The 22,477-nt window shown below is 69.9% G+C and carries 21 protein-coding genes; 8 read left to right on the top strand and 13 right to left on the bottom strand.

From position 1 onward, the window contains the following. Nucleotides 1-3 precede the first annotated feature (3 nt). Together ACZ6SF_RS00415 and ACZ6SF_RS00410 are read right to left on the bottom strand one after the other, a co-directional pair. Nucleotides 4-411, bottom strand: coding sequence for a PPOX class F420-dependent oxidoreductase (locus ACZ6SF_RS00415; RefSeq protein WP_466059359.1), 408 nt, complete (start codon nt 409-411; stop codon nt 4-6). Nucleotides 412-448: 37 nt separating this feature from the next. Beyond that, nucleotides 449-1,078 carry a DUF305 domain-containing protein gene (locus ACZ6SF_RS00410; RefSeq protein WP_466059358.1) on the bottom strand — a complete coding sequence of 210 codons (630 nt, stop codon included), beginning with the start codon at nt 1,076-1,078 and terminating at the stop codon, nt 449-451. 299 nt (nt 1,079-1,377) lie between these two features. On the opposite strand from ACZ6SF_RS00410, the gene ACZ6SF_RS00405 reads away from it, so the two are divergent. Together ACZ6SF_RS00405 and ACZ6SF_RS00400 are read left to right on the top strand one after the other, a co-directional pair. Further along, nucleotides 1,378-2,508: a phosphotransferase family protein gene (locus ACZ6SF_RS00405; RefSeq protein WP_466059356.1), complete on the top strand. Its 1,131-nt coding sequence runs from the start codon at nt 1,378-1,380 to the stop codon at nt 2,506-2,508. 1 nt (nt 2,509) lies between these two features. Beyond that, complete coding sequence (locus tag ACZ6SF_RS00400) at nt 2,510-3,640, top strand: Rv3169 family protein (RefSeq protein WP_466059354.1); 1,131 nt, start codon at nt 2,510-2,512, stop codon at nt 3,638-3,640. An 18-nt stretch (nt 3,641-3,658) separates the two neighbouring features. Here the strand turns inward: ACZ6SF_RS00400 and ACZ6SF_RS00395 are convergent, their stop codons facing one another. The 6 genes from ACZ6SF_RS00395 to mqo form a co-directional block, all read right to left on the bottom strand. Then, nucleotides 3,659-4,054 (bottom strand): cobalamin biosynthesis protein, encoded by a 396-nt coding sequence (locus tag ACZ6SF_RS00395; RefSeq protein ID WP_466059352.1) that lies wholly within the window; start codon nt 4,052-4,054, stop codon nt 3,659-3,661. Next, nucleotides 4,051-5,478: a cobyrinate a,c-diamide synthase gene (locus ACZ6SF_RS00390; protein WP_466059350.1), complete on the bottom strand. Its 1,428-nt coding sequence runs from the start codon at nt 5,476-5,478 to the stop codon at nt 4,051-4,053. Before ACZ6SF_RS00390 ends, ACZ6SF_RS00395 begins: the two co-directional genes overlap by 4 nt. Before the next feature lie 70 nt (nt 5,479-5,548). Continuing rightward, entirely contained in the window at nt 5,549-6,163 is a 615-nt protein-coding gene (gene cobO / locus ACZ6SF_RS00385) for a cob(I)yrinic acid a,c-diamide adenosyltransferase (RefSeq protein ID WP_466059349.1), read from the bottom strand. Between the two features lie 42 nt (nt 6,164-6,205). Beyond that, nucleotides 6,206-8,197, bottom strand: a complete 1,992-nt coding sequence (locus ACZ6SF_RS00380) for a VWA domain-containing protein (RefSeq protein WP_466061288.1) — start codon at nt 8,195-8,197, stop codon at nt 6,206-6,208. Nucleotides 8,198-8,285: 88 nt separating this feature from the next. Beyond that, entirely contained in the window at nt 8,286-8,735 is a 450-nt protein-coding gene (locus ACZ6SF_RS00375) for a GNAT family N-acetyltransferase (protein WP_466059347.1), read from the bottom strand. A gap of 122 nt (nt 8,736-8,857) precedes the next feature. Continuing rightward, nucleotides 8,858-10,318, bottom strand: coding sequence for a malate dehydrogenase (quinone) (mqo, locus tag ACZ6SF_RS00370; RefSeq protein WP_466059345.1), 1,461 nt, complete (start codon nt 10,316-10,318; stop codon nt 8,858-8,860). 341 nt (nt 10,319-10,659) lie between these two features. On the opposite strand from mqo, the gene ACZ6SF_RS00365 reads away from it, so the two are divergent. Further along, on the top strand, nt 10,660-11,697 hold the full coding sequence (locus ACZ6SF_RS00365) for an alpha/beta hydrolase (RefSeq protein WP_466059344.1): 1,038 nt from the start codon (nt 10,660-10,662) through the stop codon (nt 11,695-11,697). 16 nt (nt 11,698-11,713) lie between these two features. Here ACZ6SF_RS00365 and ACZ6SF_RS00360 read toward each other — a convergent pair whose 3' ends face one another. The 5 genes from ACZ6SF_RS00360 to ACZ6SF_RS00340 all read right to left on the bottom strand — a co-directional run bounded on the left by ACZ6SF_RS00360 (nt 11,714) and on the right by ACZ6SF_RS00340 (nt 16,384). Then, nucleotides 11,714-12,277, bottom strand: coding sequence for an alpha/beta hydrolase (locus ACZ6SF_RS00360; RefSeq protein WP_466059343.1), 564 nt, complete (start codon nt 12,275-12,277; stop codon nt 11,714-11,716). Nucleotides 12,278-12,388: 111 nt separating this feature from the next. Beyond that, complete coding sequence (locus ACZ6SF_RS00355) at nt 12,389-14,005, bottom strand: cobyric acid synthase (RefSeq protein WP_466059341.1); 1,617 nt, start codon at nt 14,003-14,005, stop codon at nt 12,389-12,391. Further along, a complete protein-coding gene (gene map / locus ACZ6SF_RS00350) occupies nt 14,002-14,865 on the bottom strand; it encodes a type I methionyl aminopeptidase (RefSeq protein ID WP_466059339.1) in 864 nt (287 codons plus the stop codon). Before map ends, ACZ6SF_RS00355 begins: the two co-directional genes overlap by 4 nt. A gap of 105 nt (nt 14,866-14,970) precedes the next feature. After that, the gene (locus ACZ6SF_RS00345) at nt 14,971-15,780 is read right to left on the bottom strand and encodes a GntR family transcriptional regulator (protein WP_466059337.1); all 810 of its coding nucleotides are present in this window, start codon (nt 15,778-15,780) and stop codon (nt 14,971-14,973) included. Between the two features lie 160 nt (nt 15,781-15,940). Then, complete coding sequence (locus ACZ6SF_RS00340) at nt 15,941-16,384, bottom strand: DUF4254 domain-containing protein (RefSeq protein WP_449998686.1); 444 nt, start codon at nt 16,382-16,384, stop codon at nt 15,941-15,943. Nucleotides 16,385-17,067: 683 nt separating this feature from the next. Here ACZ6SF_RS00340 and casG point away from each other — a divergent pair. The 5 genes from casG to ACZ6SF_RS00315 all read left to right on the top strand — a co-directional run bounded on the left by casG (nt 17,068) and on the right by ACZ6SF_RS00315 (nt 22,401). Next, nucleotides 17,068-18,711 carry a steroid-24-oyl-CoA synthetase gene (gene casG / locus ACZ6SF_RS00335; protein WP_466059336.1) on the top strand — a complete coding sequence of 548 codons (1,644 nt, stop codon included), beginning with the start codon at nt 17,068-17,070 and terminating at the stop codon, nt 18,709-18,711. Nucleotides 18,712-18,844: 133 nt separating this feature from the next. Beyond that, nucleotides 18,845-19,705, top strand: a complete 861-nt coding sequence (locus ACZ6SF_RS00330) for a helix-turn-helix domain-containing protein (RefSeq protein WP_466059334.1) — start codon at nt 18,845-18,847, stop codon at nt 19,703-19,705. A gap of 175 nt (nt 19,706-19,880) precedes the next feature. After that, nucleotides 19,881-21,212: an APC family permease gene (locus ACZ6SF_RS00325; protein WP_466061287.1), complete on the top strand. Its 1,332-nt coding sequence runs from the start codon at nt 19,881-19,883 to the stop codon at nt 21,210-21,212. A 98-nt stretch (nt 21,213-21,310) separates the two neighbouring features. Further along, the gene (locus ACZ6SF_RS00320; RefSeq protein ID WP_466059333.1) at nt 21,311-21,838 is read left to right on the top strand and encodes a hypothetical protein; all 528 of its coding nucleotides are present in this window, start codon (nt 21,311-21,313) and stop codon (nt 21,836-21,838) included. Between the two features lie 89 nt (nt 21,839-21,927). Further along, nucleotides 21,928-22,401, top strand: a complete 474-nt coding sequence (locus ACZ6SF_RS00315; RefSeq protein WP_466061286.1) for a peroxynitrite isomerase — start codon at nt 21,928-21,930, stop codon at nt 22,399-22,401. The last annotated feature ends 76 nt before the right edge of the window (nt 22,402-22,477 follow it).

Raw genomic sequence — 22,477 nt, 5'->3', positions numbered from 1 at the left:
GCGCTACAACCGTCCGGTGATCTTGGACGGGGTTATCCGCACTACCACCCGGGGGCCGTCGTGCACCGACGCGGGATTGAATTCGGCGTAGGGCTTGCCCGTGTATTTGAGCGAGATCCGGTTCCCGACAGCCAGATCGGGGTCGGGGGTGAGCGTGGCGGTGCCCTTGATCTCGGCGTAGACGTACGGATTGTCCGGCGGGCTGATCAGCACCGAGATCCGCGGGTCACGGGCGAGGTTCTTACCCTGCACCCGATCGGTGGTGGTGGAGTAGAGCAACTCGTCTCCGTCGCGGTCGATCCAGGTGACCGTCAGATGCGGGGCGCCGTCGCGGCCCAGGGTGCCGACGGTGACGAACACACGAGTGTCGAGAAGGGTCTTCAAGGTATCGGGTAGCACGATCCGGCTCATTCTCGGAGCAACCCGCCCGCCGCCGTGATCATTCCGCTCAACCCGGCGCGGGCGCACCGACTTCGGCCAGCAGCAGTGCCATCAGCCCGGCCTCCTGGGTCTGACTCGTGATCATCTCCCGCGCGATCTGTTTCACCGCGCCGCCGGTGAGCAGCGCGTCGGCCGCCCGGGCCATGGCGATACCGCCCTCGTGGTGCCGCTGCATCAGCTGCAGGAACAGCACCGACGCGAACCGGCCGCGCGCGGCGGACAGGGAGTCGAGTTCGTCCTGGGTCGCCATCCCGGGCATGAGCGGCGCCGCCGGGGCGGGCGCGGAGTGGTGATCGTGCGCGCCGGCCGGCATCCAGTCCATCGGATCGGAATTCGCCGCCGGAGCCCCGGCCAGCCGCAGCCACCCGAGCAGGGTGCCGATCTCGGCGCGCTGGGTGTCGTCGATCTGCTGGGCCAGCCGCACCACCGCCGGATCCGCGCCGGGGTCGAGGCGTTGCGCCATCATCAGCGCCTGGTGGTGGTGGGCGGCCATATCCTGCACGAACCCGGTTTCGACCGCTGTGAGCACGGGCGGCGGAGCGGGGTCGTCGAGGAACAGCGGCCGGATCGCGGCACCCAGCACCAGGAACAGCACGGCCGCGGCGGTGTAGGCGAGAACCTCGCGCAGACGGTTCATATCCGGCGCCGGGGATCGTCGCCGGACCGCGCCGCGAGGTGCCGGCCGGATATCTCGGACATGTACCGACCTCCCGCGAAACTCCCGGCCGCGCCGTCACCCGGCCGTGCCGAGGATTATGGTCGCCGCGACCGGCCCGCGCGGCGATACGCCGATTCCGGAGCCCGCACAGTGGGCCGAATCGACTCCGCCGCGGACTGAAACGCGTTACAGTCTGCGACACGCGGCGGCCCTGCCACCAGCGCTCCCTGCTGCCGGAGGCCACCGCGCCGAGGCCGGATGGCGTCAGGAGGACGATGATGCCCGACGAAGTAGACCACACCGAACATATGCGGCTCACCACCAGTGAACGCGACCTGGACACGCTCGCGGTGCAGCTCTCGGAGTGGCTGGGCACCCGGGTGGGCGCCGACGAACCACCGGTGATCAGTGCGCTGCAGCGCCCCGAGGCCGGCGGTCTGTCCAGCGCCACGGTGCTCTTCGACGCGCAGTGGGTGGTGGGCGGTACGCCGGACCGGGGATCGTTCGTCGCCCGGATGCCGCCCGAGCAGGACGCGTTCCCGGTTTTCGAGACCTACGATCTGGCGCAGCAGTACCGGATCATCGACGAGATCGCCACGGCCACCGATGTACCCGTTCCGCGGCTGCGGTGGATGGAGCACGGGACCGCGGTGGGCGGTACGCCGTTCTTCGTCATGGACCGGGTGGACGGGCGCATCCCCGGCGACAACCCGCCCTACGTGTTCGCCGGCTGGCTCTACGACGCCACGCCCGGCGAGCGCGCCGAACTGACCCGCAACACCGTCGATATCCTGGCCCGTATCCACGCCGTTCCCACACCGGCACAGCGCTTTCCGGAGCTGGACGGTCCGGGTACCGCGCTGCGCCGCCATCTCGACGCCCAGCGGGCCTGGTACGCCTGGGCGCTCGCGGACGACGGTTTCGAGATCCCGCTCATCGACCGGGCCTTCGCCTGGCTGGAGGACAACTTTCCCCGCGATCCCGGCCCGGATGTGCTGAGCTGGGGCGACGCCCGGCCCGGCAATATCATCTACGACGGCTTCACCCCGATCGCCGTCCTGGACTGGGAGATGGCCGCGCTGGGCCCGCGCGAACTCGATCTGGCCTGGATGATCTTCCTGCACAGGTTCTTCCAGGACATCGCGACCGGTTTCGATTTCCCGGGTCTCCCGGATTTCCTGCGCCGCGACGAGGTCGTGGCGGAGTACGAGCGGATCAGCGGGCATACCGTGCGCGATCTGGATTTCCATCTGACCTACGCGGCCCTGCGGCACGCCATCGTGATGGCCCGGATCAAACGCCGCATGATCCATATGGGCGAGGACACCGCCCCGGCCGACCGCGACGACTACATCATGCATCGGGCCACCCTGGAGGCCATGCTCGACGGCACCTACCGATGGGATTGACATGAGCGATATCACCGGCAACCGCCCCGCGACCGCACCGGGTCCGCTGGACGAGTATCCGATCCACCAGACACCGCTGCCCATCGCCCGGGCCGCGTCCAGTGACCGTAACTTCTACGACCGCAGCTATTTCAACGCGCACAACCGCGACGGCGCGCTCATGCTGGTGACCGGATTCGGGGTCTACCCGAACCTCGGTGTGGTCGACGCCTACGCGGCACTGCGCCGCGGCGACGAGATCACCTCGGTGCGCTTCTCCGACGCCCGCACCGACCGCGGCCTGGACATGGCGGTCGGCGGCTACCGGATCGAGGTCGTGGAACCGCTGCGCCGGGTCCGGGTGGTGTGCGACCACGAAGACCTGGGGCTGGACATCACCTGGACCGGGGCGTTCCCGGCTGTCCAGGAACAGCCGCACGTCATGCTCGCCGGTAACAGACCTACCCTGGACGCCTCCCGCTTCGCGCAGGTCGGCGCCTGGGAGGGCACGATCGCGCTGCGCGGCGAGGACATCGCGGTCGATCCGGCGATCTGGACGGGTACCCGGGATCGGTCCTGGGGTATCCGCCCGGTCGGCGAGGCCGAACCGCCCGGCCGTGCGGCCGCCGAGGGCGCCGGCGGGTTCTGGTGGCTGTACGTCCCGCTGCGCTTCGACGATTTCGCGGTGGTGGTGATCATCCAGGAGAGCCCGGACGGGTACCGCAGCCTCAACGATGCCGTCCGGGTGTTCCCGGACGGTTCGGTCGAACAGCTGGGCTGGCCGCGGATCACCATCGACTACCGTTCCGGCACCCGCCATCCCGAGACCGCGAGCCTGGAACTGCGTACCCCGGACGGCAAACCGCTGACCATCGATATCCGCACGGTCACCGGAATTCCGCTGCATATCGGCTGCGGTTACGGCGGCGACCCGGACTGGCAGCACGGGCAGTGGAAGGGCCGGGACTGGTCGTGGGCCAACAGCTACGACCTCACCGATCCGGCGATCGGCGGGCGGATCCCGTGGGGTGTCACCGACCATATCGCGCACGCCCGCTGCGGCGACGCCGAAGGCTGGGGCCTGTTCGAGCACGCCAGCGTCGGACGGCACGACCCGACCGGTTTCGCGGACCTGCTGTCGGTCGCGCCCTGATCCGGTGGCCGGGCCCGGCTACCGGGCCCGGCGCTCCGCGGCCGCGGCGATCACCACGCCCGCGACCACCCGGCGCGAGACGAGCAGCGGCCCGGTTCCGGCCAGCAGCGCGGCGGCCTCGGCGACGCCGGGCACGCCCAGCGCCTCCCGGACCCGTTCCGACGGATTCGGCACCGTGACCGCCGCGAGTTCCGCGGCCGAAAACCCGTGCAGCGCCACACCCAACCGGGCGGCGGCGTGACGCGGGCCGGGTTCAACGGCGCGCCGGTCGAGGGTCGCCAAACACGAGATCCGGTGCCCGGCCAGTGCTTCGGACAGGGCGGCGAGGATCTGCTCACCCGCGGTGCCGGGTCGCAAGCCGAGCCCCACCGCGAGTCCCTCCGGCGGACGGGGCGCGGGCCCGGGTCCGCTCACCGGGTAGGGACACCCGTGATCCGGCCGCCCTGATAGGCGCGGACCGCCGCCACGAACCGGTTCGCCGCCGCCGGGTTTCCGGCGGGATGGGTGTGCAGATAGGAGGCGTGGACCCGATACGCCAGGGCGCCCTCGCGTACCTGCCCCCCGGCGGTGCGCCATGCCCAGGCGGGAGCACGGGTACCCGCTTCGCGCAGGCGGGTCCGGTGGAATTCGTGCCCGGGCACCCGTTCGCCGGCCCGCCACAGCACCGAATCGGCGAGGGCGACCGCTTCCCGATAGCCCAGGGTGAGCCGGGGGCCGAACTCGGCGACGGCATCCACCACCCCGGCCATCGGATGACCGTCCAGGGATTTCGTGAGGTACAGCAGCCCGGCGCATTCCGCGTGGATCGGCAACCCCTGCCGCGCCTGCTCCGCCACCGCACTGCGCAGGGCGGTATTGGCCGCCAGGGTTTCCGCGTGTTCTTCCGGGAACCCGCCCGGCAGCACCAGCCCGGCGGTCCCGGGTGGCAGGCCGTCGTCGAGTGGGTCGAACACCGCGACCTCGGCACCCGCGGCCGTGAGCAGTTCGCGATGCTCGGCGTAGCCGAAGGTGAAGGCGGGGCCACCGGCCATAGCGATCACGGGCCGGGACCCGCCCCACGCTTTTCCCTCGGATTCTGCCGCAGCGGAATCTATTTCGGCGTCGGCGTCCCACACCGGCCCGGCGGTGGGCGGCACCGCGAGTGCGGCGACCGCGGCGAGGTCGATATGACGGGCCACCAGATCGGTCATCGCCTCGACCGCTCGCACCGCCGCGATACCGTGCTCCACCGCCGGGACCAGGCCCAGATGGCGCGACGGCACCTCGAGTTCGGCCAGCCGCGGCAGCGCCCCCAGGACCGGCAGCCCGACCCTGTCACAGGCCGCCCGCAACACCTGCTCGTGGCGCGGACTGCCGACCCGGTTCAGCACGACTCCGCCGAGCCGAACGCCGGAGTCGAAGGTGGCGAAACCGTGTAGCAGCGCCGCCAGGCTCTGGCTGTGGCCGCGGGCATCGACCACCAGGACGACGGGCAGGCCCAGCAGACCGGCGACCTGCGCGGTGGACCCCTCGGCGACCGGGTCGGCGCTGTGTTCGTCGATCCGGCCGTCGAACAGGCCCATGACCCCTTCGACCACCGCGAGATCACAGTCGCGGGCGCCGTGCCGGTACAGCGGAGCGATCCGCTCCCGGCCCACCAGGACGGTGTCGAGGTTGCGGCCGGGCCGGCCGGCGGCCAGCCCGTGATAGCCGGGGTCGATATAGTCCGGCCCCACTTTGAACGGCGCGACCCTATGACCTGCCCGCCGCAGCGCGCCGATCAGACCGGTCGCGAGCGTGGTCTTACCGCTTCCGGACGCGGGCGCGGCCAGGACGATACCGGGAGCGGTGGCGGTCATCGCCCGACGTCCGGACGACTACCCACCCGATGAGAAAAGGCTTCTCGCCGAGGATCTCCGGACCCGGGCCTCACCATTCGATCCCCCGCTGGCCCTTGCGCCCGGCATCCATGGGGTGGCGGACCTTGGTCATCTCGGTGACCAGATCGGCCGCCTCGACCAGGGCGGCGGGCGCGTCGCGCCCGGTGATGACCACATGCTGGTTACCGGGCCGGTCGCGCAGGGTCTCGACGACCTCGTCGATATCCACCCACCCCCACTTCAGTGGATAGGTGAACTCGTCCAGCACATAGAAGCGGTGCTCCTGCGCCTCGAGGCGGCGGGCGATCTCCCGCCAGCCCGCCAGCGCGGCGACCGCGTGGTCCTCGTCGGAGCCCTGTTTCCGGGTCCACGACCAGCCCTCGCCCATCTTGTGCCACTGCACGGGCGCGCCGACTCCGGTATCCGCGTGCAACCGGCCGAGTTCCCGGAACGCGGCCTCCTCCCCCACCTTCCATTTCGCGCTCTTGACGAATTGGAACACCGCGAGATCGAACCCCTGGTTCCAGGCCCGCAACGCCATCCCGAACGCGGCGGTGGACTTTCCCTTACCCGGGCCGGTATGGACGGCGAGCACCGGCTGATTACGCCGCTGACGCGTGGTGAGCCCGTCCTCGGGCACATTCTCCGGCACCCCTTTGGGCATCTGGGTTCTCCTCGGTTCTCGAACGATTCGCCGCGGGCCGGGTCAGGCTGCCCGCGCGCCACCACCGGGCGCACCGGTCCGGACCACATCCGCCACCGCAGCACCGGTCAGCTCGGCCAGCCGGACCACCGGAGCGCGCAGCGCCCCCGCCAGTTCACCGGCCAGTCCCAGCCGGATCATGCCGCGCTCACAATCGACGACGACGGAGGTGACGCCGTCGGCGGCGAGCCCGGCGGCGGCGAACCGGGCGCGGGGCACCGGATCGGTTCCACCGGTGGCGCGGCCGTCGGTGAGCAGGACCAGCATCGGGCGCCGTTGCGGATCGCGGACCCGCTCCCGCCGGACCACATCGCGGGCCTTGCGCAACCCCGCCGCCAGCGGGGTCTTCCCACCGGTGCGCAGCCCGGCCAGCCGCCGGACCGCGATATCGGTCGAGGAAGTGGGCGGCAGCACCAGTTCGGCCTCGCTGCCGCGCACCGAGATCACCGCGACCTTGTCGCGGCGCTGGTAGGCGTCACGCAGCAGGGTGACGATCGCCGAGGTCACCGCCGAGAGCCGGTCGCGGGCCGCCATCGATCCGGAGGTGTCCACCACGAAGACGACCAGATTCCCCTCGCGCCCTTCGCGATACGCCCCGCGCAGATCCTGCGCGGCCAGGCGCAGCGGCCCCGAACTACGGCCGCGGGCCGACTGCTGCGGCGCGGCCGCCCGCAGGGTGCCGAGTAGATACAGCCCGGTGGACGGATCAGCGGTCGTGTTCACCACCCGGCCCTGCCGGGTCTGCGCGCGGGAACGCCGCCCGGGCGCGCCTTCGCCGACGCCCGGAACCTCCCACCGCGGCGGCGCCACCGGCGATGCCGCGGGCGCCGAGGTCCGGCCGGTGCCCCCGGACCCTTCGGAGTCGCGGGCGTTCCCGGTATCTCCGCCGTCCGGTTCGGGCACCCCGCCGCCGGGGCCGTCGGGGTCGTCGTCGGGGCCGTCGTCGCCGGGCGCGGCATCGGACTCGGCGCGGTCGTCCGCCGCCGGCGGCTCCGGGGATTCGGCGTGATCACCGGCCTGCTCGGCCGCATCGTTCATGGCGTCGTGGAGTTGTTCCGGAGTGATCCCCGGTTCGTCGAAGGGGTCGCGCCGGCGCCGGTGCGGCAGCGCGAGTTCGGCGGCGACGCGGACGTCCTCGGCGGTGACCGCGTTGCGCCCGCACCAGGCGGCGTACGCGGTGGCGGTGCGGGCCACCACCAGATCGCCGCGCATCCCGTCCACATCGAAGGCGGCGCAGACCGCGGCGATCCGCCGCAATTCCACATCGTCGAGCCCGACGCCGGGCAGCCGGTCCCGCGCGCCCAGGATCTGCTCGGCGATCTCGGCGTCGGCGGGCGCGTAGGCGGCCGCGAAACCGGCCGGGTCGGCTTCGTAGTCGAGGCGGCGGCGCACCACCGCCATCCGGACGTCGACGTCACGCGAGGCGGCCACGTCCACGGTCAGGCCGAATCGGTCGAGCAGCTGGGGCCGCAGTTCCCCCTCTTCGGGGTTCATCGTCCCCACCAGGACGAACCGCGCCGGATGCGAATGCGAGATACCGTCGCGTTCGATATGCACCCGCCCCATCGCGGCGGCGTCCAGCAGCACATCCACCAGATGGTCGTGCAGCAGATTCACTTCGTCCACGTACAGGACGCCGTGGTGGGCCGCGGCGAGCAGGCCCGGCCGGAATGCCTGTTCACCGTCGCGTAGCACCCGTTCCAGGTCCAACGATCCGACGACCCGGTCCTCGGTGGCGCCGACCGGCAGTTCCACCAGGCGCGCGGGCCGGGCGCCGGATTCGTCCAGCACGGGCGGCAGCAACCGGGCCAGAGCGCGCACCACGGTCGATTTCGCGGTCCCCTTCTCACCGCGGACCAGGACACCGCCGATACCGGGGTGCACCGCGCACAGGATCAGTGCCAGCTGCAGCCGCTCCTGCCCCACCACCGCCGAAAACGGGAACCCTGCCTCGGCGTTCTCGGATGCGGGCGGGCGGTGCGCGGGCCGGGCGATTTCGGTAGAGGACACGGACCCACTCTAGGACGTGGCGGGCGGAGGTCCGGCCGACCCCCGCCGTCGTCCGGTGCCGGACGATTCCCGGTCAGCCCCGCCGCATCGGCACGTGGGCCACACCGTCCTCGATGAACTCCGCCCCGTCGACCTCGAACCCGTGCTTGGTGTACAGGTCGATCAGGTAGGTCTGCGCGTTCAGGCGGACCGTATGCGATCCGGTCTCCGCCAGCGCGGCCTGCAGTAACCGCGTGGTGTATCCGTGGCCCCGGGCCTCCACCGCGGTACACAGCCGGCCGATCCGGAAGGATTTCACCCCGTCGTCGTGCTCCTCGAGCAGTCGCAGGGTGGCGATCACCTCGCCCTCGTCGTCCAGCCACAGATGCCGGGTCTCCGGCAGCAGATCCTGCCCGTCCAGCTCCGGGTACGCGCATTTCTGCTCGACCACGAACACCTCCACCCGCAGCTTCAGCAGCTCGTAGAGGGTCGGGGTGTCGAGATCCTGCGCCCATGACCGTCGGAGTGCAACCGTAGACATCATCGGGCTTTGCTATCACACCTCGGCGCGAGATGCACGCGCACCCGCGTCATCCCTCCCACAGGCCGGAACACGCCGCGACGGCCCGCGGGAGAACTCCCGCGGGCCGTCGGTGTGAGGTGTCGTCAGGCGCCGGCCCCGACGGTGGCGTGCGCACCGGTCTCGGTGAGCTGCAGCGCCTTTCCGGTCCAGTCCCAGACCTCGGCGAACAGTCCCTGGTTCTCCGAGAGCTTCACACCCAGCGACGGAACCATTTCCTTCAGCTTCGGGGTCCACGCCGCGTACTCGGCCGGGAAACAGCGTTCCAGCACATCGAGCATGGCGGTAACGCAGGTCGAGGCGCCCGGCGAGGCGCCCAGCAGACCCGCGATGGATCCGTCCTCCGCCGCGATGACAGCGGTACCCAGTTCCAGCACCCCGCCCGCGCCCTTACGGCGGATCACCTGCACCCGCTGTCCGGCGGTGATGAGCTCCCAGTCACGGCCCTCGGCGCGCGGGATGAAGTCCTCCATGGTGTACACCCGGCCGGCCTGCGATTTCATCAGCTCGGTGACCAGGTACTTGACCAGTCCCATCTCGGTGACGCCGACACCCAGCATCGGCAGCAGGTTGCCGGGTTTGATCGATTTGAACAGATCGGCGTTGCTGCCGTCCTTGAGGAACTTCGGGGTCCAGCCGGCGTACGGGCCGAACAGCAGCCCGGGCTTGCCCTTGATGACGCGGGTGTCCAGATGGGGTACCGACATCGGCGGTGCGCCGACCGCGGCCTTGCCGTACACCTTGGCTTCGTGGCGGCCGATCAGGTCCGGGTTGGTACAGCGCAGGAACTGGCCCGATACCGGGAACCCGGCGAATCCGCGGATCTCCTTGATACCGGCCTTCTGCAGCAGCGGCAGCGCGCCACCACCGGCGCCGACGAAGACGAACTTGCTCTCCAGGGTGCGGGTCCGGCCGGTACGGGTGTTGCGCACCGTGACCTTCCAGCTGCCGTCACGCTGTTTGCTCAGATTGCGGACCTCGGTCCCGAAGGCGATCTCCCCGCCCGAGTAGCCGATATAGGCGAGCAGTTCCTTGGTGAGCGAACCGAAATCGATATCGGTGCCCGCGTCGGTCCAGTTGAGGGCGACGGGATCGGAGAAATCCCGGCCGCGGGCCATCAGCGGCAGCCGGCGCGCGAACTCGTCGGGGCTGTCGATGTACTCCATCCCGGCGAACAGCGGATGCCGCGACAGCGCCTCGTAGCGCTTGCGCAGGTACTCCACATCGTCGGCGCCGTGCACGAAGCTGACGTGCGGGATGGGGTTGATGAACCGGGACGGGTCGCCCAGGATGCCGTTCTCCACCGCGTAGGCCCAGAACTGCCGCGAGACCTGGAACCGCTCGTTGATATCGACCGCCTTGCCGATATCGACCGAACCGTCCGGCTTCTGCGGGCTGTAGTTCAGTTCGCACAGCGCGGAATGCCCGGTACCGGCGTTGTTCCACGGGTCGCTGCTCTCCGCCGCGGCGGCGTCGAGCCGCTCGAACACCGTGATCGACCAGTCCGGCTGCAGCTGGCGCAGCAGCGCGCCGAGAGTGGCGCTCATGATGCCGGCACCGATGAGGACTACATCGGTCTTTTCAGTCTGGGCAGCGTTCGGCACGGGTGTTCGACTTCCTTGTCCTGGTGCGCGGCCGGGGTATCCGGCGATGGATACGGACCGCTGGGGCACGGGCGCGTGTGCAGTTGTGTACGGGCGGCGGATGAGCCCGGGCGGGCTCGGCCGAATGTAGGTTACCCGTCGTTCACTACTGCCAATTGTGCACCTCGACACGCGCGGAATCCGCAGCCAGGGCGGCGATTGTGACGTAGATTCCTCCGCTGGAGCAGTCTCGTCCGTCACATCCCGCCCCGCCCGGAGGCCCGCGGTCGCCTAGATTGGACGGCGTGACGAACGAATCCCGGGCCGATACCCGCGCGCCGGAGCAGGCCGGGGACTGGCAACCGGACGTCCTCGGCGACGGGTACGAATACCGGGTCCTGGAGCTCGGGCCCGATCCCGACGGCGAGGGCGAGGCCGTCGCCACCCTGGTCCGGCATCTACCGGCGGACACCGCGCGCACCGGGGACGCGGTGCTGTACCTGCACGGGTTCACCGACTACTTCTTCCAGCGGCATGTGGCCGCGCACTTCACCGCCCGCGGACACCACTTCTACGCCTTGGACCTGCGTAAATGCGGCCGGTCCCTGCGGCCCGGGCAGACCCCGCACTTCATCAGCGATCTGGCGCTCTACGACCGGGAGCTGGACGAGTCGCTGCGGCTGATCCGCGCGGAGACCGGCGCGAATGTGCTGGTCGTGGCCCATTCGACCGGGGGTCTGGTGGCCTCGCTGTGGCTGGACCGCCTGCAGCGCGCCCGCGGCGCCGCGGCGGCCGGGATCAGCGGGCTGATCCTGAACAGCCCCTGGTTCGATCTGCAGGGACCCGCGTATTTCCGCACCGTCGGTACCCAGGTGATCAAAACCGTCGGCCGGTTCCGGGCCAAGTCCGCGCTGCCGCTCGGGAAATCCAGCGCCTACGGCGACAGCCTGCACCAGAGCCTGGCCGGGGAATGGGACTACGACCTGGACTGGAAGCCGCGCCAGGGCTTCCCCGTGCGGGTCGGCTGGCTGCGGGCCATCCGGCTGGGGCAGGCGCGGCTGCATCGCGGACTGGATATCGGCGTTCCCGCGCTGCTGCTGCGTTCCAAACTCACCAGGTTCGCCCGCGAATACGGTCCCGCGGTCGATGTAGCCGACGCCGTGCTCGACGTCGCGCAGATCCAGCGCTGGTCGGGATGCCTGGGCGATCGCACGAATATCGTGCCCATCGACGGCGCCCGCCACGATGTGTTCCTCTCCGCGGAGGGCCCACGCACCGAGGCGTTCCAAGAGCTCGACAACTGGCTGGACTGGCTGGGCAGCGGCCCCGCGCGGCCGCAGTGACCCGGCCGCCGGAGGCTCACCACATACTCGTGCGCAGCACGATCTCGGTGGCGAACTCCTGATCGGCCTCGGCCGCGACATTGTCGACGTCGATATCCACCACCCGGAACTCGCCGTACACATGACGCCCGGAGGTATCGGCGACCTGCCGTGACAGGCCCTTGGTCACCAGCACGGTGGTGGGCAGTTCCACCGCCGGGCAGCCGGGTTCCAGTACCGCGCCGGAGTCGTCGGGTACCGCCGGATGACCGCGATCGGCCACGACGAGGCTGACGAACCGGCCGAAGCCGGTCGCGCAGACCTGCCAGGCGACGCTGGATCCGGCCCCGCGGCCCGCGACGTTCACCCAGGACACCCCGAGTTCGTCCAGCACGGCGTACACACCCGCAGTATCGAGACCGTCCGCGGTCTCGAAAGCGATGGTCCGCAGGTCGGAGCTGTGCAGACGGGCACAGACCCGGTCGTACACATCCGGCGGGTCGCCGGAATCGGGGAGCAGCAACACACTGTGCTGGGTCACCGGCCCGTCCACCCGCACCGTCCAGCCCCGGTCACCGAAGGCGATGCGCCGAGATTCCATGGCGCTTGACGCTACACCGCCGACCCACGGCGTGGGTCTGCCGCCGGCAAACCGCCCGGCGATCGTGACCCGGACGGTCTCGTCCCGGTATCACCCGCCCGGCGCATCCGGTCAGCGCACCCCGGACAGCGCGGTGACAGTGGAGGTCACGACCGGCAGGCCCGCCGGTGCGCCCGCGCCGAGCAGCCGTTCCAGCCCGGCCACGTCGAGATGGGCCGTCACCAGATCGGCGAGCAGATCGAGCTGGGCGGCCCGGATCGCCGCGACCCGGGTCCCGGGGGCGACGGTGAACCCGGTGCGCCCCGCGCGCTGGGCGACCTCGGTGAGCCAGGTGCGGCGGAATTCATCGGATTCCAGGAGTCCGTGCAGGTGGGTGCCCCAGATCGCATCGCGGACGCTGCCCTCGTCGGCCGGGCCGTCCGCCACAGGGCCGGGCGCCGCCGCACCCGGTTCCGGCGCGGCCCGGCCGGTGATACGCAGCCACGCCGGTTCGGCGGTACGCCGCACCAGGCCGTGATGGATTTCATATCCGGCCGCCGCGATATCCGCGGTACCAGTGCCGGGCGCCCCGACGGCCGTGCTGCGGCACAGGGTCTTGCGGGCCGCGAATTCGATCTCGAGGTCCAGCAACCCCAGCCCGGCGACCGCACCGGCCCCGGATTCCACCGGGTCCACGATCCGGCGGCCCAGCATCTGGTAGCCGCCGCAGATCCCGAGGATCGGCCGGCCCCGCTCCGCCCGCCGCAGCAGCGCGTCGGCCATCCCGGTGCGCCGCAGCCAGGCCAGATCGTCCACGGTCGCCTTACTCCCGGGCAGCACCACCAGATCGGCATCCGCCAGCCGCGACGGATCGCTCACCCAGCGCACCGCCACACCCGGTTCGCAGGCCAGCGCCTCCACATCGGTCGAATTGGAGATCCGCGGCAGCCGCACGGCCGCCACGGAGAGCCATTCCCCGCCCACCGGCGGGGCGGGACGGCCCACCTGGGCGCCGGCGACGGTACCGAGCGAATCCTCGGCGTCGAGCCACAGATCGTCGCGGAACGGGAGGACACCGAGGGTGGGGCGGCCGGTGAGCGCGGTCAGCCGGTCCAATCCGGGCCGCAGCAATTCGACATCACCCCGGAACTTGTTGACCACGAATCCGGCGATCAGCCGCTGATCCTCCGGTTCGAGGACCGCGAGCGTGCCGAACAGATGCGCCAGGACCCCACCCCGGTCGATATCGCCGACCACCAGCACCGGCAGATCCGCGGCCCGTGCCAGGCCCATATTCGCGAGATCCGTCGCGCGCAGATTGATCTCGGCGGGCGAACCGGCGCCTTCGCAGATCACCACATCGAATTCGTCGCGCAAGGCGGCCAGATCGGCGGCCACGACCTCGCGTAGCCGGGTGCGATGCGTGAAATAGTCCGCGGCGCCGACGGTATCCACCACCCGGCCGCGCACCACCAGCTGCGACCGGCGATCACTACCCGGTTTCAGCAGGATCGGGTTGAACCGGACGCTCGGCTCCAGTCCGCAGGCCTGTGCCTGCAGTGCCTGGGCCCGGCCGATCTCCCCGCCGTCCAGCGTGACGACCGAGTTGTTCGACATGTTCTGCGCCTTGAACGGCGCCACCCGCACCCCCCGCCGCGCCAGCATGCGGCAGATACCGGCGACCAGGACGCTCTTACCGGCGTCGGAGGTCGTTCCGGCGACCAGCAGCGCGCCGCCGGGCCGGGTCACGGCAGCGTCAGGATTTCGGCCCCGCTGTCGGTGACCACCAGCGTGTGCTCGAATTGGGCGGTCCATGCGCGGTCCTTGGTGACCACGGTCCAGCCGTCGTCCCAGATCTCGTAGTCGATCCCGCCCAGGTTGATCATCGGTTCGATGGTGAAGGTCATACCCGGTTCGATGACCGAATCGACCGCGGGCTGGTCGTAGTGCAGGATCACCAGACCGCTGTGGAAGGTCGGGCCCACTCCGTGGCCGGTGAAGTCGCGGACGACCCCGTAGCCGAAGCGGTTGGCATAGGACTCGATCACCCGGCCGATCACATTGAGCGCGCGCCCCGGCCGGACGGCCTTGATGGCCCGGGCGGTCGCCTCCCGCGTACGTTCCACCAGCAGGCGGACCTCTTCGTCGACCTCACCGGCGAGGAAGGTGGCGTTGGTATCGCCGTGCACCCCGTGGATATAGGCGGTGACATCGATATTGACGATGTCACCGTCCTCGATCACGGTGCTGTCCGGGATACCGTGGCAGATCACCTCGTTGAGCGAGGTGCAGCACGATTTCGGGAATCCCTTGTAGCCGAGCGTCGAGGGATAGGCGCCGTGATCGCACATGTACTCGTGGGCGATCCGGTCCAGTTCGTCGGTGCTCACACCGGGCGCCACCGCCTTACCGGCCTCGGCCAGCGCCTGCGCGGCGATCTTCCCGGCGATCCGCATCTTCTCGATGGTCTCGGGGGTCTGCACCCAGGGCTCGGAACCCTCCTGGGCCGTCTTCTTCCAGACGTACTCCGGCCGTTCGATCGCGCGGGGGACCTCACGGATCGGGGTGGGAGTTCCGGGGAGCAGCGGCTGGCGGGTACGCACGGACATGGGTCCAGAGTAGTCGGCGCCGTCGGGTGGGTCGCCGGGAACGTGCCGCTCGGGGCCCGCATCCCGACCCGGCACGAGGGTTCGCGCCGCGCCGGGTGTCTCCGCTCAGCGCCGGCGGCCGGCGGTGCTCACCTCGAAGGCGACCCGGTCGCCGCGATAGAGCGCGGCCACCCGTTCGATGGGCCGGCCCTCGGTGTCGATACCCCGGCGGACCACTCGGAACAGTGGCACCGACGGCCGGCATCTCAGCAGACCCGCTTCCCGCGGCGCGGCCAGTACGGTCTCGATCCGTTCGGTGGAGCCGCCGTATTCGACACCCGATCCGCCGATGGTCGCCGACAGCGATCCGACCGGATCGAAACCCGCGCGCAGCCATCCGAAACGGTCCAGGGACAGATCGATGCGTTCCAGCGCGATCGGTTCCCCGTCGGCGTGCAGCAACCGTTCCAGGGTCATGATCGGGGTATGCGGCGGCAGATCGAGATCGCGGGCGACCTCCGCGTCCGCCAGACCGTCCACCCAGGACAGCAGGCTGCGGACCACGCCCGCGCCTTCTTCGCCGGTGGGTTCGGGCGCGAGCGGGCGGACCACCTTCGGCCGCGCCAGTACGGTGCCGCGGCCCTGCCGGCGGATCCGGCCCTCCACGGCCAGATCCCGGAGCGCGTGGCGCACGGTTTCCCGGGCGACCCCGAAACGTCCGGCCAGTTCGCGTTCGGCGGGGACCCGGTCGCCGGGCCGTAGCTCGCCGAGCATGGTGTCGATCTCGGCGCGGACCCGGTAGACCTTCGACAGCGCCTGGGCCCCGCCCATCGCCGGAGGCCCGGTCTGACCCGGAGCCCCGGACAACACCGCCGATACCGCGCCGTAGTCGTCGCGCGTCGATACGGTACTTCCGCTGCCATCCCGCTGCCCCATGGCAGAACTACCTCCCATTGGCCCGAACCATATCGTTAACCGAGCGTTCGCCATCGGGTCACACTATGGTCCGGTCCATTCGACATCCTGTGGTCGCTCCCGGCGGGTTCCGGAGCGTCCGCGTCCAGTGGACTGAACACTCCGCCGGGTACGCGAACCCTTACTGCACCGGTAGCCGGCGCCGACCGCCCGCCACCTCGGCGATCAAATCGGTGTAGCCGTCGACGAGTTCGGCCAGGTGGTACCAGTGCCGATGCGTGCGGTCACTCCGCACTCCGTCGTCCTCGATCGCCCGATTGGCCGCGACCCAGCTGTTCGCCATCCGATCGATGACCGCGCCCAGACTCTCGGTGTGCAGCGACGCACCGTTGCGGTGCTGCGGCATCTTCCGGGTTATCCAGGCGTTGATATCTTCCACGAGTTCGCTTCGGCGACTGTCTATCTCGGCGATCTCCGCCATATCCCGAACCTGCGCGCGGCGCTTGTGTAGTTCGACCAGCGCGTGCGCGAAGCGCAGCAGTACACGCTCCTGCACCCGTCGTCCCTGGAATGCGCACAGCAGTTGCGGCGCGGTCGGCAGGCTCCCCAGAGTGGGCGCACTCATCGGCACCCCTCGAACTCACCCGGCACCATCACACTCTGCACCAACATGATCGGCTCTCGATTCGGTTTTCCCGGACATCGGATCGTTGTTCACAACAAGGCTAGCTGGATCATGCTCTTACAGATGCAAGAACACAAGACTTCGGTACGCAATGTTGCGAACAGCGTCATGCGCAAGCCTAACGACCCTTTTCACGGAACCACGGCGCGGTCCCGCCGAAAACGCGTACCCGCCAAGCTCGTTCCCGACGGCGGTCCGAATCCGCGCCGCGCCGAACGATACCCGCCACAACCTGCGAACCCGGCGCGACGACGCCTTACGCGACCACATCGAAACCGGGCCGAGACCAACCCGCGCCGCACCCGCGGAACCATACCGAACACTATGGTCCACCGGGATATCCGCCCCGGCGCCCGCACCGCCCGCCACGAGAAGCCGAACCCGGCCCGGCCCGAACGCGTTTCGCGCCACCCGTCCGGCTGGCCGGGAGGCGCCGGGCCGCGACACCGGCACCCCGGATCGGATTGCCGAAAGTTTGCCACGTGTCCCGGATGGACTGCACTCCCGTCGTTTCCGGTCCCGCCCGCGTGCCCGTGCACGCGCACGGACGGTGACCGGGTGCGGCCCGTGCCCTGTCATGGGGTATGGATTCTGTGCAGGAATGCCGACAAGGATGTGGACTCATGAGCACTGACGCCGACCCCCGGACCGCCGCCGCGCGACGGGCCGCCGCGCTCACCGGCCCGGGCGGGCCGTTCGAGATGTCGGCCGAAGAGGTGCTGGGGTCCGCACTCCCCGTTTTCCGGCACCGGCGCCGATCGCTGCGTGAACTTCTCGACGCCTCGCGGGCCTGGGGTGATCGCGACTACCTGGTCACCGAGCGGACCCGGCTCTCCTTCGCCGAGCACGCGGGTGCCGCCGAGTCCCTGGCACTGGCGCTGGCGCGGCAGTACGGGATCGGGCGGGGCGACCGGATCGGCATTCTCGCCGCCAACACCCCGGAGTGGGTGATCACCTTCTGGGCGGCACAGTGCCTCGGCGCGGTCGCCGTCGCCTACAACGCCTGGTGGGCTGCCCCGGAAATCGCCTACGGGCTCGAGCACACCGAACCCGCGGTCCTGGTCGCCGACGCCCGGCGGGCCGCGCTCGCGGCGGACACCGGGACCTCCGTGCCGATACTCACCATGGAGGAGGACCTGCCCCGCCTGATCGAGGCCCACCGCGGCCCGGCTCCGATCGTGCCGGTCGGCGAGGACGACCCGGCCGTGGTGCTCTACACCAGCGGCACCACCGGCCGGCCCAAGGGCGTCGTGCACACCCACCGGAACCTGCTCTCCATCACCGATTACCACCGCTGCACCGACGCGCTGGGCGCCCTCGCCGCGGGTCGCGAGCCGGGTGAGCCGAGCGGCAAGCGGTTCCTGCTCACCTCACCGCTGTTCCATATCGCCAGCCTGCACAATCTGGTCGTCCCCCGGCTCGCCAGCGGCGCCGCCGTGATCATGCACACCGGTGCGTTCGATCCCGACCGGGTGCTGAGATCGATGGCGCGCGAGCGGGTCACCAACTGGGGTGCGGTACCGACGCTGGCGGCCCGGCTGCTGGACACGGACCTGTCCGGCTACGATCTGTCGGCCCTCGGCTCGCTCTCGCTCAACGCCGCCCCGTCCTCCCCCGCCCTCCAGGAGCGGCTGCGGGCCCGGCTGCCCGGTACCGGAGTCGCCCTGACCACCAGTTACGGCCTCACCGAAAGCGGTACGGCGGCCACCGTGGCCACACCGGCCGAACTGGCCGCCGATCCCGAAACGGTCGGCCATCCGATCCTCGGTGTCGCGGTGGAGATCCGCGATCCGGACGGTCGGCCGGTCCCCGACGGCACCGAGGGCGAGATCTGGGTACGCAGTCCGTACGTGATGCTCGGCTACTGGCGCGACGAGGCGGCCACTGCCGCCGCCCTCGACGGCGAACGCTGGTTGCGGACCGGCGATTTCGGCACCCTGGGCGACGGCTGCCTGCGAATGGCCGGACGCCGTAGCGATCTCATCCTGCGAGGCGGAGAGAACGTGTACCCCACCGAGATCGAGAACGTCCTGGACGCGCATCCGGCCGTGCGCGAATCCGCGGTGATCGGCATACCCGACGACGACCTCGGGCAACGGGTCGCCGCGGTGGTGGTGACCGGCGCCGCGGTCGACGCCGAGGAACTCCGGGCGTTCACCGCGCAGCGGCTCGCCTACTTCAAGGTCCCGGAACGGTGGACGCTCACCGAAGAGCCGCTCCCGCGCAACGCCACCGGTAAGGTCCTGCGCCGCGAGATCACTCCCTGAGAAGGGCTCCCGCCGGCTCGGGGCACTCCCTCGCCGGTACCGCCGCCATCTGGTTATGGTTGCTCGACAGGCTCGCGGCCGCGGGGCAGCGCGAGCACCGCTATCGGCGCCGTGCGCCGGCGAAGGGGCTGACATGGCAGGCAAACGCACCGTCCTCACCGCTGGTCTGCGCCGGCTCTCGGTGCTGCTGCTGGAAATGCGGGAGGACGCCGAACTCAGCAAGGAGGAGGTCAGCGCCCGCACCGGTATCAATGTCACCACCCTCTACCGGATCGAGACGGCGCAGGCCCGCCCCCAGCGACGCACCCTGATGACGATGCTGGACCTCTACGGAGTGGAGGCGACCCGGCGCCAGGAAGCCCTCGAGCTACTCTCCGACGCCCAGAAACCCGGGATGTCGCGGCCCTACGAGGCCAGCCTCTCCGAGGTCTACGCCGCCTATATCAACTTCGAATCGGTGGCGCTGTCGGCGCGCCACTACCAGACCTCGTTCATTCCCGGACTGCTGCAGACCGAGCAGTACGCCATGGCCGTGATCGACACCTGTATGCCGAAACTGGAGGCCTCCGATCTGGAGCGCCGGGCGCGCGCCCGGATGGACCGCGCGGCGGTGCTGGCCAAGGAGGAACCGCTGGAGCTGTGGGTGGTACTCGACGAGGCCGCCATCCGGCGGGTCGTCGGCGGCCCGGAGGTCATGAGCGGTCAGCTCCGGCAGCTGGGCGAGGCCACCAAACGCAAGAACGTGATCCTGCAGATCCTGCCTTTCGACGCCGGCGCGCATCCCGGTATGGCGGGCTCCTTCACGATTCTCGATTTCCCCGACCCCACCGACCCGGAACTGGTGTATGTCGAGGGCATCTCCGGTGACGCGCTGGTGGAGGGGCATTCGGAGATCCGCCGCTTCGGGGTGATGTTCGACCAGCTGCGCGCGATGGCCCTGAGCCCGCGTGATTCCGCGGAGGTCATCGCGGCGGCCGCCGAATCGATGTGCTGACACGCGGATCCGGCGCGGACGGTCCGTAATCAGGAGTTCATACCGGGCCGAATGGGTATAAAGAGCGAACCTGTCCGATCACGGCACGCACCGGCCAGCGCGGAAGTGAGGGGTTCCCTTGGCAGAAGTCAGCGCCCGGACCGACCCGGAGCAGCAGCCCGAACTGAAACGGGTCATGGGCCCCTGGCTGCTCCTGCTGTTCATCATCGGCGATATCCTCGGCACCGGTATCTACGCGCTCACCGGCCGGGTCGCCGGTGAGGTCGGCGGTGCGGTGTGGGTCCCGTTCCTGGTCGCGTTCGGCGTCGCCATGATCACCGGTTTCAGCTATCTCGAGCTCGTCACCAAGTATCCGCAGGCCGCCGGGGCGGCGCTCTATACCCACAAGGCATTCGGGATCCATTTCCTGACCTTCATGGTGACCTTCGCGGTGATGTGTTCCGGAATCACCTCCGCGGCCACCGCGGCCAAGGCGTTCGCGGCGAATTTCGCCGAGGCCTTCGAATTCGAGGGAGTGGGCGACGGGCTGATACTCACCCTCATCGCGCTCGCGTTCATGGCGGCGGTCGCCGCGATCAACCTGCGCGGCGTGGGCGAGAGCGTCAAGGCCAACGTCCTGCTCACCTGTGTGGAACTGTCCGGCCTGCTGATCGTGATCTGTATCGGGTTGTGGGCGCTCGGCTTCGGCAACGGCGATTTCGGCCGGGTCCTCGAATTCGACACCGGCGACCGGTCGGCCTTCGGCGGGGTCATCGCGGCGACGACCCTGGCCTTCTACGCCATGGTCGGGTTCGAGGATTCGGTGAACATGGCGGAGGAGACCAAGGAGCCGAGCCGGATCTTTCCCAGGATCCTGCTCACCGGGCTCCTGGTCACCGGCGCCATCTACGTGGTGGTCTCGATCACCGCCGTGGCACTGGTCCCGCCGGACGAACTCGCCGAGGGCGATACCCCGCTGCTGCACGTGGTCGAGATCGGCGCACCCGGCTTCCCCACCCAGATCTTCGCGTTCATCACCATGTTCGCCGTCGCCAATTCGGCGCTGATCAATATGCTCATGGCCAGTCGCCTGCTGTACGGCATGGCCAAGCAGAAGGTGGTGCCGCGCGCCCTCGGCCGGGTGAATCTCGCGCGCCGCACACCGCATGTCGCGATCCTGTTCACCACGGTGCTGGCGCTGGGCCTGCTGCTGGTGGTCGACGAGGTCCCCGAATTGGGCGGCACCACCGCACTGCTGTTGCTGGTGGTCTTCACCATCGTCAATATCGCGGTCCTGGTGCTGCGGCGCGACGAGGTGGATCACCATCATTTCCGCACCCCGACCGCGCTACCGGTGCTCGGCGCGCTGTGCTGCGCGTATCTGGCCACGCCGTTCACCGACCGCAACCCGCAGCAGTACGTCATCGCCGGTGTGCTGCTGGCCGTCGGAGTGGTGCTGTGGGCCTTCACCGCGCTCTGGAACAAACCGCACAACGTCAAACCCCTGCGCCCGGGGAGCGACTTCTAGCGGCGCCCCGGTGGACCGGTCCGCCGCCGTGTTCCCCGGCGGCGACCGGGAATTCGTGGAAGTGACGAGCGCCCGTGGGATCGGTAACGTATGCGCCGATGACAAGCATGGACGCCAGGTTCGGCGATGCTGCTGGGTCGGTGCCCCTGCCCAGCCCGTGGGACCTCAACGCCTACCTCGCCGAGGTGGCCGCACACCGCAAGCGGCCGATCTCACTGCAGCCGGCACACCGGTCGGCCCTGGCCGACCTGGGCTGCGGCGGCAACGGTCTGTGGATCGCCCGCAAATACGACGATATCGTCGTCTACGACGCGTCGGCGTCCGGCCGCAACGCCGATCACATCGTGTTGCACGCGATCGGTCATATGCTGCTCGGTCACGGCGGACCGGGTGCCGAGGACCCCGACACCACCCGGATCTCGATCAGCGCCCTCAACCCCGCCCTGCTCGACGCCCTCGCGACCATCGCCCCCGGGTCGATCACCCAGATCCTGGGCCGCGACGATTTCGGCGCCGACCGCGAACGCGAAGCGGGTGTGTTCGCCGAGATGACGATGGTCTACGCGGCGCTGCCCCGGCGGCGCAGCCGCTCGTTCTGGCCCTTCGGCCGCCGGAAGAACAAATAGGCGCGCCGCGCGGACGAGCGGCCGGAAATTCCGGATCGGTGCCCGAGGGGCTACGCTTGTGCGCCGTGGCCGAAGAGCAGAATCCCGCCATGCTGCATCCCGCGATCGCGTCGTTGAGCGGTCTGCTGGGCACTTGGCGCGGCGCGGGGCAGGGCGATTACCCGACGATCGAGCCGTTCGGCTACCTCGAGGAGATCGTGGTGGGGCATATCGGCCGGCCCTTCCTCACCTACCGCCAGCACACCCGGCACGCCGACGACAACCGTCCGCTGCATGTGGAGACCGGCTATCTGCGCTGTCCCGGCCCCGACCGGGTGGAACTGATCCTCTCCCACCCCACCGGCATCACCGAGATCTGCGAGGGCAAGCTGACCCTGGGCGAGGAGGAGGTACGGCTCGAACTCGAGTCGACCGCCGTCGGGCTCAGCAGTACCGCCAAATCGGTGACCGCCCTCAGCCGCACCATCCATATGCACGGCCGGACCATCGACTACACCCTGCAGATGGGCGCGGTGGGCCTGCCGCTACAGCATCACCTCACCGCGAGCCTGCAGAAGATCTGAACGGCCCGTAACGAAAGAATCACGGATCTCGGGGGGCGGGTCACGATTTGCTCGTCATCGATTTTCCTCAGCTTTC

The sequence above is a fragment of the Nocardia sp. NPDC049935 genome, assembly GCF_055586645.1.
Note: the sequence above shows the minus strand (reverse complement) of the source record. Positions and strands in the feature narration are given on the sequence as shown.